Origin of the sequence: Phenylobacterium sp. (assembly GCF_024508875.1) — a bacterium.
GTDB lineage: Bacteria > Pseudomonadota > Alphaproteobacteria > Caulobacterales > Caulobacteraceae > Phenylobacterium.
The window spans coordinates 2,188-7,931 of the sequence record NZ_JANINU010000099.1; the positions used below are offsets into that span (position 1 = coordinate 2,188).

Annotated in this window: 9 protein-coding genes; 3 read left to right on the forward strand and 6 right to left on the reverse strand. The window is 67.8% G+C overall.

What is annotated here, in order from left to right; genetic code table 11:
* Positions 1-510: enoyl-CoA hydratase-related protein (locus tag Q0L11_RS08980; protein ID WP_296596778.1), on the forward strand; the 510-nt coding region annotated here is incomplete at its 5' end.
* 3 nt (positions 511-513) lie between these two features.
* On the opposite strand, the gene Q0L11_RS08985 is transcribed toward Q0L11_RS08980, so the two are convergent.
* Entirely contained in the window at positions 514-1,023 is a 510-nt protein-coding gene (locus Q0L11_RS08985; RefSeq protein ID WP_296596779.1) for a hypothetical protein, read from the reverse strand.
* Between the two features lie 93 nt (positions 1,024-1,116).
* The gene (gene rpmF / locus Q0L11_RS08990; RefSeq protein ID WP_293359783.1) at positions 1,117-1,299 is read right to left on the reverse strand and encodes a 50S ribosomal protein L32; all 183 of its coding nucleotides are present in this window, start codon (positions 1,297-1,299) and stop codon (positions 1,117-1,119) included.
* Between the two features lie 140 nt (positions 1,300-1,439).
* On the opposite strand from rpmF, the gene Q0L11_RS08995 reads away from it, so the two are divergent.
* The gene (locus Q0L11_RS08995; protein ID WP_296596780.1) at positions 1,440-1,847 is read left to right on the forward strand and encodes an MAPEG family protein; all 408 of its coding nucleotides are present in this window, start codon (positions 1,440-1,442) and stop codon (positions 1,845-1,847) included.
* On the opposite strand, the gene Q0L11_RS09000 is transcribed toward Q0L11_RS08995, so the two are convergent.
* From Q0L11_RS09000 to secG, 3 genes are all read right to left on the reverse strand, one after another.
* Positions 1,840-2,160 (reverse strand): MmcQ/YjbR family DNA-binding protein, encoded by a 321-nt coding sequence (locus Q0L11_RS09000; RefSeq protein WP_296596781.1) that lies wholly within the window; start codon positions 2,158-2,160, stop codon positions 1,840-1,842. The genes Q0L11_RS08995 and Q0L11_RS09000 overlap by 8 nt on opposite strands.
* A gap of 46 nt (positions 2,161-2,206) precedes the next feature.
* Positions 2,207-3,847, reverse strand: coding sequence for a CTP synthase (locus Q0L11_RS09005; RefSeq protein WP_296596782.1), 1,641 nt, complete (start codon positions 3,845-3,847; stop codon positions 2,207-2,209).
* Positions 3,848-3,918: 71 nt separating this feature from the next.
* Entirely contained in the window at positions 3,919-4,371 is a 453-nt protein-coding gene (gene secG, locus Q0L11_RS09010; RefSeq protein ID WP_296596783.1) for a preprotein translocase subunit SecG, read from the reverse strand.
* Between the two features lie 140 nt (positions 4,372-4,511).
* On the opposite strand from secG, the gene Q0L11_RS09015 reads away from it, so the two are divergent.
* Positions 4,512-5,051, forward strand: a complete 540-nt coding sequence (locus tag Q0L11_RS09015) for a GNAT family N-acetyltransferase (protein WP_296596785.1) — start codon at positions 4,512-4,514, stop codon at positions 5,049-5,051.
* A 385-nt stretch (positions 5,052-5,436) separates the two neighbouring features.
* Here Q0L11_RS09015 and Q0L11_RS09020 read toward each other — a convergent pair.
* Positions 5,437-5,744, reverse strand: a 308-nt coding sequence (locus Q0L11_RS09020; RefSeq protein ID WP_296596787.1) for a hypothetical protein, incomplete at its 5' end; no start/stop codon positions are given.

The following is a 5,744-nucleotide window of genomic DNA, read 5'->3' on the forward strand; positions in this document are numbered from 1 at the left end:
CGCGCCGTCCTGGCCTGCTCCAAGCCGATCATCGGCGCCATCAACGGCGTGGCGATCACCGGCGGCTTCGAGGTCGCGCTGGCCTGCGACGTGCTCCTCTGCTCCACCAACGCGCGCTTCGCCGACACCCACGCGCGCGTCGGCATCACGCCCGGCTGGGGGCTGTCGCAGAAGCTCAGCCGCTGCATCGGCCCCTATCGCGCCAAGGAGCTGTCGCTCACGGGCAACTTCCTGTCGGCGCAGCAGGCCTACGACTGGGGCCTGGTGAACCGCGTGGTGGCGCCGGAAGAGCTGATGCGGGCAGCCCTGCAGCTCGCCGCCCAGATGGCCGACATCGATGCCGACATGCTGGTGACCTACAAGGCGATGATCGACGACGGTTACGACCTGCCTATGGGCGAGGGCCTGAAGCTCGAGCACGAGCGTTCGGTGGTCCACAACCGCGAGGTCACGCCCGAGATGGTCGCCGTCCGCCGCGAGAAGGTGCAGGCGCGCGGCCGAGCCCAGTAGGCTTCAGAGGCAGCCCTCGACGTACTCGATCGATGGGCCGCCCACGTGGATGGTGGTGACGCGGCCCTTCTGGTCGGTCTCATAGCGCACACCGCGCTTGCCCTTCACCGTCCAGGCGGTGAGGTAGTGGGCCGGCAGGTCGTCGTACTTGTGGGGCTCGACCTTCAGCTTAGGCCCGTAAGCCTTGCGGATATCGGCTTCGCGGGCGCCCAGGCCGAAGCCGCGGTCGGTCTTCGCGGCGCTGTCGCCGAAGGCGCTGATGCGGGTGACCTTGCCGTTCTCAGTCATCACCACGAGGTCCGGGCCGCCTTCCGGAAAACTCAGTTCGCGGCAGGCCTCGGAGCTGACGCCGTCGTCGCTGGACGGCACCTTGAGCTTGAAGCGGCGCACCGCCTCGGCTTCGGACATGCCGATCTTCACGTCGCCCCAGCCGTCCGGGGTCAGCGGCGCCGGCTTCGGGGCGCCGGCGGCGACCATCAGGGCGGACAGGGCGATGAAGGCCGCTTGGATCATGGGCTCAGGATAGCGGCTCACTACGTCATAACGCAAAACGCCGACCTCGCGGCCGGCGTTTCGGAATCGCAACTCAGGATGCGATGGAAGAGACTAGTCTTCCTTCGGCGTCAGGACCTGACGGCCCTTGTACATCCCGGTCTTCAGGTCGACGTGGTGCGGACGCTTCAGCTCGCCCGTTTCCTTGTCTTCGTGGAAGGTGTTGGGGCCGAGCGCGTGGTGCGAGCGGCGCATGTTCCGCCGCGAGGGCGAAGTTTTGCGTTTAGGAACAGCCATCGGAGATCTCGCGGGCGTGAAAAAGGTTGCGGCGGCCAACTGGGGCCGCCACGTGAGCGGGGGCTTATGCATGAAACCCCGCGCGCGATCAACCCACCTGCGATAGCTTACGCCGTCAGCGGATCGCCGGGAGGGCTGTCATGCCGCAGGAAGCCATCTTCGCCCCCATGGGAGCCATGGCGCTCCTGACGTTCGTGGTCCTGGGGTTCATCCCGGCGGCGCGATTCCGGGCCGTCTTCGCGCGGCAGGTGACGCCCGACGACTTCAAGCTCGGCGAATCGGCGCGGGTGCCACCCGAGGTGGCGGTGACCAACCGCAACTTCATGAACCTGCTGGAACTGCCCGTGCTCTTCTACGTGGCGGGGCTCATGTACTACGTGGCCGGGCGGGTGGATCAGACGGCGCTGGTCCTGGCCTGGGCCTATGTGGCGCTGCGGGCGATCCATTCGGCGATCCACCTCAGCTACAACAATGTGGTCCACCGGCTGAGCGCCTATGCCCTGTCGAACGTCGTGCTGGCGGCGTTGTGGGTGGTCTTCTTCATTTGAGCAGGCGTTTCGGCGCGACGTTCGCCCAGGCCATGCGCATCAGCTCCGCCAGCCGCTCTGGCGCCAGCTTCTCGTACCAGACGAAGGTCGAGCCGTTCCTGCCCCAGTAGCCGGACACCGGCTCGATCGTCGCGCCGTCGGACAGGTTGCGCTGATCCTCTGGGTCCAGCTTCAGCATGATCCGCGGGTGGTCCTTATGGATCGTGCAGAAGATCTTCTTGGCGACCCGGAAGGACGGGATGTCGAAGTGCGGCTCCTCGTAGGCCTCAGGCTGGGCCAGGGCGGCGGCGCGGATGTCGTCGGGCGTGAGCATGGAGGCCAGCGTAGCTTTCCCTCCCCTTCATGGGGAGGGAAAGGTCCTAGACCAGCCGGCTCCGTTCCTTGGCCGCGCCGATGAAGCTGGCGAACAGGGGGTGCGGGTCGAAGGGGCGGCTCTTGAGCTCCGGGTGGTACTGGACGCCCACGAACCACGGGTGATCCTGGCGTTCGCAGAGCTCGGGCAGCACGCCGTCCGGCGACAGGCCGGTGAACTTCAGGCCGGTATTCTCGATCGCCTCGCGGTAGGCGATGTTCACCTCGTAGCGGTGTCGGTGGCGCTCAGAGATGCTGGTCGAGCCGTAGATCTCGGCCACCCGGCTGCCCGGCGTCAGGACGGCCTCGTAAGCGCCGCAGCGCATGGTGCCGCCCAGTTCGCCGCCCTCGGCGCGCATCTCGCGCTCGTTCCCCCTCACCCACTCGGTCATCAGGCCGACGATGGGTTCGGACGTGGGGCCGAACTCGGTGGACGAGGCCTGCTCGATGCCGGCCAGGTTCCGGGCCGCCTCGATCATCGCCATCTGCATGCCGAAGCAGATACCGAAGTACGGCACGGCGTGCTCGCGGGCGAACTGGACAGAGCGGATCATGCCTTCCGAGCCGCGCTCGCCGAACGCGCCGGGGACCAGTACGCCGTGCACGCTGTTCAGCCTCTCGGCGATCAGGGCCTCTTCCTTCTCGAAGACCTCGCCCTCGATCCAGTCGAACTTCACCCGGACGTTGTTGGCCACGCCGCCGTGCACCAGGGCCTCGATCAGCGACTTATAGGCGTCGGTCAGGGCGGTGTACTTGCCGACGATGGCGATGTTCACCTCGCCGTCGGGGTGGCTGAGCGTATGGGAGATCTGCTCCCACTTCGTCAGGTCGGGCTTCGGCGCGGTGTCGGCCAGGCCGAAGACGTCCAGCACCTCGGTGTCCAGGCCCTGGCGGTGATAGTCCAGGGGCACCGCGTAGATGTTCTCGCTGTCCATGGCCTGGATCACGGCGCTGGGGCGCACGTTGCAGAACAGGCCCAGCTTCTTCCGCTCGCTCTCGGGAATGGGCATCTCGCAGCGGCAGAGCAAGATGTCGGGCTGGATGCCGATCGAGCGCAGCTCCTTCACGGAGTGCTGGGTCGGCTTGGTCTTCATCTCGCCGGCCGTCTTGATGTACGGCAGCAGCGTCAGGTGGATGAAGCAGGCGTGCCCGCGGGGCAGCTCCTGGCCAAGCTGGCGGATCGCCTCGAAGAACGGCAGGCCCTCGATGTCGCCGACGGTGCCGCCCACCTCGACCAGCACGAAGTCGACGCCCTCGCCCGGATCGGAAAGGACGAAGTCCTTGATCTCGCCGGTGACGTGCGGGATCACCTGGACGGTGGCGCCGAGGTAGTCCCCTCGCCGCTCCTTCTCGATGATCTTCTTGTAGATCTGGCCGGTGGTGATGTTGTCGGCGCGCGTGGCGTTGACGCCCGTGAAGCGCTCGTAGTGCCCGAGGTCCAGGTCGGTCTCGGCGCCGTCGTCGGTGACGAACACCTCGCCGTGCTGGGTGGGGCTCATCGTCCCCGGATCCACATTGAGATACGGGTCGAGCTTACGAAGGCGGACCTTGTAGCCCCGCGCCTGCAAAAGGGCGCCGAGCGCGGCGGACGCGAGACCCTTGCCAAGAGAGGAGACCACGCCGCCGGTGATGAAGATGTACCGGGCCATGGGCGTTCAGGTTAGCGCTGATTCGGTCACGCGACTCCGGGGGTTTCGCGTCTATCCACGACTATCGAAGTCTACTTCTTGGCCGGAGCCGCGGGCGCCGGCGGGGGCGCGGCGGCGACCGGCTGGTCGGGCGTGCCGAAGGGGTTGTTGATCGTCGGCGTCGGAGCCGTCAGGGGCGCCGGCGCGCTGCCCGCGGGGCCCGGCTGGGCCGTGCCGGCCGGCGGCTGGGCCGCCTCGCGCTGGAGTTCGGCCGGGTTGACGGCGTTGACCTTCAGACGATCGACGACCGACGCCGAGCCGCGCTCACGGCCCGAGACGATGGTCAGCAGCAGGCCGAGGACGAAGAAGATCGTGCCCAGGATCCAGGTGGTTCGGGTCAGAAGGTCGCCCGCGCCGCGCACCGACATGATCGAGCCGGTGCCGCCGCTGACCAGGCCGCCGCCCTCGGAGCGCTGCAGCAGCACCACGACCACGAGGAAGAAGGCGACGATGACCTCGATCACCAGCAGCAGGTTCAGCAGCATCGGATAGTCTTTCCAGTGCGTTCTGTGCGCTCGGGCGGACACACCCCGGCGAAATGAAGCGCGCGCTCTATCACCGAGCCCGCCCTGACGCCATAGCTAGTGCGTCGCACCTGGATAACAAAGGGTGCGGGGGCTGGGCGATGATTCTGGACTTCGAACGTCTTCCGATCCTGGAGACGGAGCGGCTGCGGCTGGAGCCGCTGACGGCGGGCGACGGCGCCGACCTCTTCCCGATCATGGGCGATCCCGAGGTCATGGCCTATTGGGATATTCCGGAGATCGACGACCCGGACGTCGTCGCGCAGATCGTCCAGGGCCAGGTGGACGGCATGGCGGACGGCCGCGCCATCTACTGGATCATCCGCACGCTGGGCGGCCGCGAGTTCGTCGGCTCGTGCGACCTGTCCGAGATCGACCGCTGGCACCGGCGCGCCGAGGTGGGCTTCATGCTGGGCCGCGACGCCTGGGGCCAGGGTTACGCGCTGGAGGCCATGCGCACGGTGCTCGCCTTCGCCGCCACGAACGGCCTGCGCAAGCTGACCGCCCGGACGCACCTGGGCAACCGCCGCTCGGAGACGCTGCTGGAGCGGCTGGGCTTCACCGAGGAAGGCTTGCTGCGGGGCCATATCCTGAAGGACGGCGAGCGGCGGGACTGTCGGGTGTTCGGGCTGTTGCTGTAGCGCAGGCGCTGGTCATGGGTGACGGGGCGTGCGCCTCCGTGGCGCGTCCCGGTCTTCGCGCGCCGCGAAACCGGGATGACAGATGAATTTGAGCGCAGCCCACAGCGCTGTCATCCCGGCTGGAGCGCCGGGACCCAGTGGGTTCTGCGGTGCATGTGCTCCTGGGTCCCGGATCGGCCTTTGGCCGTCGGGGATGACAGGGCTTGGAGGGTGGTGGGGGTGACCCCCTCCGCCTTCGGCGCCTCCCCCTCCGAGCCGCAAGGAGGCTCGGCCCCCCCTCGCTTCGCGATCCACCCCCAGAGGGGGTGGAATGGGGAGGATCTAGATCGGTGCTGTTCTCTAGATGCTCCCCCTTTGGGGGAGCTCGCGAAGCGAGAGGGGGTGGCTAGCCAGAGCTTCGCCACTCGTCTTCGTCGTCGTCCGGTTCGTCCTCCGGGTCGGGTCGGAACCTGGGCTCCCACATCCAGTGGGGAGCGCCGCGGACGAGGCGCTTGAAGCGGCCTCGGGGCGGGGGCCTGGTCTCGTCGTCGGGATCCAGGCCCAGGTCGTGGCGCAGGTCTTCGATGTAGGCGTCGATCTTGCGATCGAGGAAACCGGGGTCGGCGGCGTCCTCGGCGAGCAGCAAGTCCAGGGCGTCGAGGATGCGATGGGTCTCGTCCGGATCGGCCTCGTCCCAGGAAGTGCGCTCGACGG

Coding starts and splice junctions, on each gene's coding strand:
- Q0L11_RS09005 (WP_296596782.1), bottom strand. CDS start 3,847: ATGGCCCGGTACATCTTCATCACCGGCGGCGTGGTCTCCTCTCTTGGC.
- rpmF (WP_293359783.1), bottom strand. CDS start 1,299: ATGGCTGTTCCTAAACGCAAAACTTCGCCCTCGCGGCGGAACATGCGC.
- Q0L11_RS09000 (WP_296596781.1), bottom strand. CDS start 2,160: ATGCTCACGCCCGACGACATCCGCGCCGCCGCCCTGGCCCAGCCTGAG.
- Q0L11_RS08995 (WP_296596780.1), top strand. CDS start 1,440: ATGCCGCAGGAAGCCATCTTCGCCCCCATGGGAGCCATGGCGCTCCTG.
- Q0L11_RS09015 (WP_296596785.1), top strand. CDS start 4,512: ATGATTCTGGACTTCGAACGTCTTCCGATCCTGGAGACGGAGCGGCTG.
- secG (WP_296596783.1), bottom strand. CDS start 4,371: ATGCTGCTGAACCTGCTGCTGGTGATCGAGGTCATCGTCGCCTTCTTC.
- Q0L11_RS08985 (WP_296596779.1), bottom strand. CDS start 1,023: ATGATCCAAGCGGCCTTCATCGCCCTGTCCGCCCTGATGGTCGCCGCC.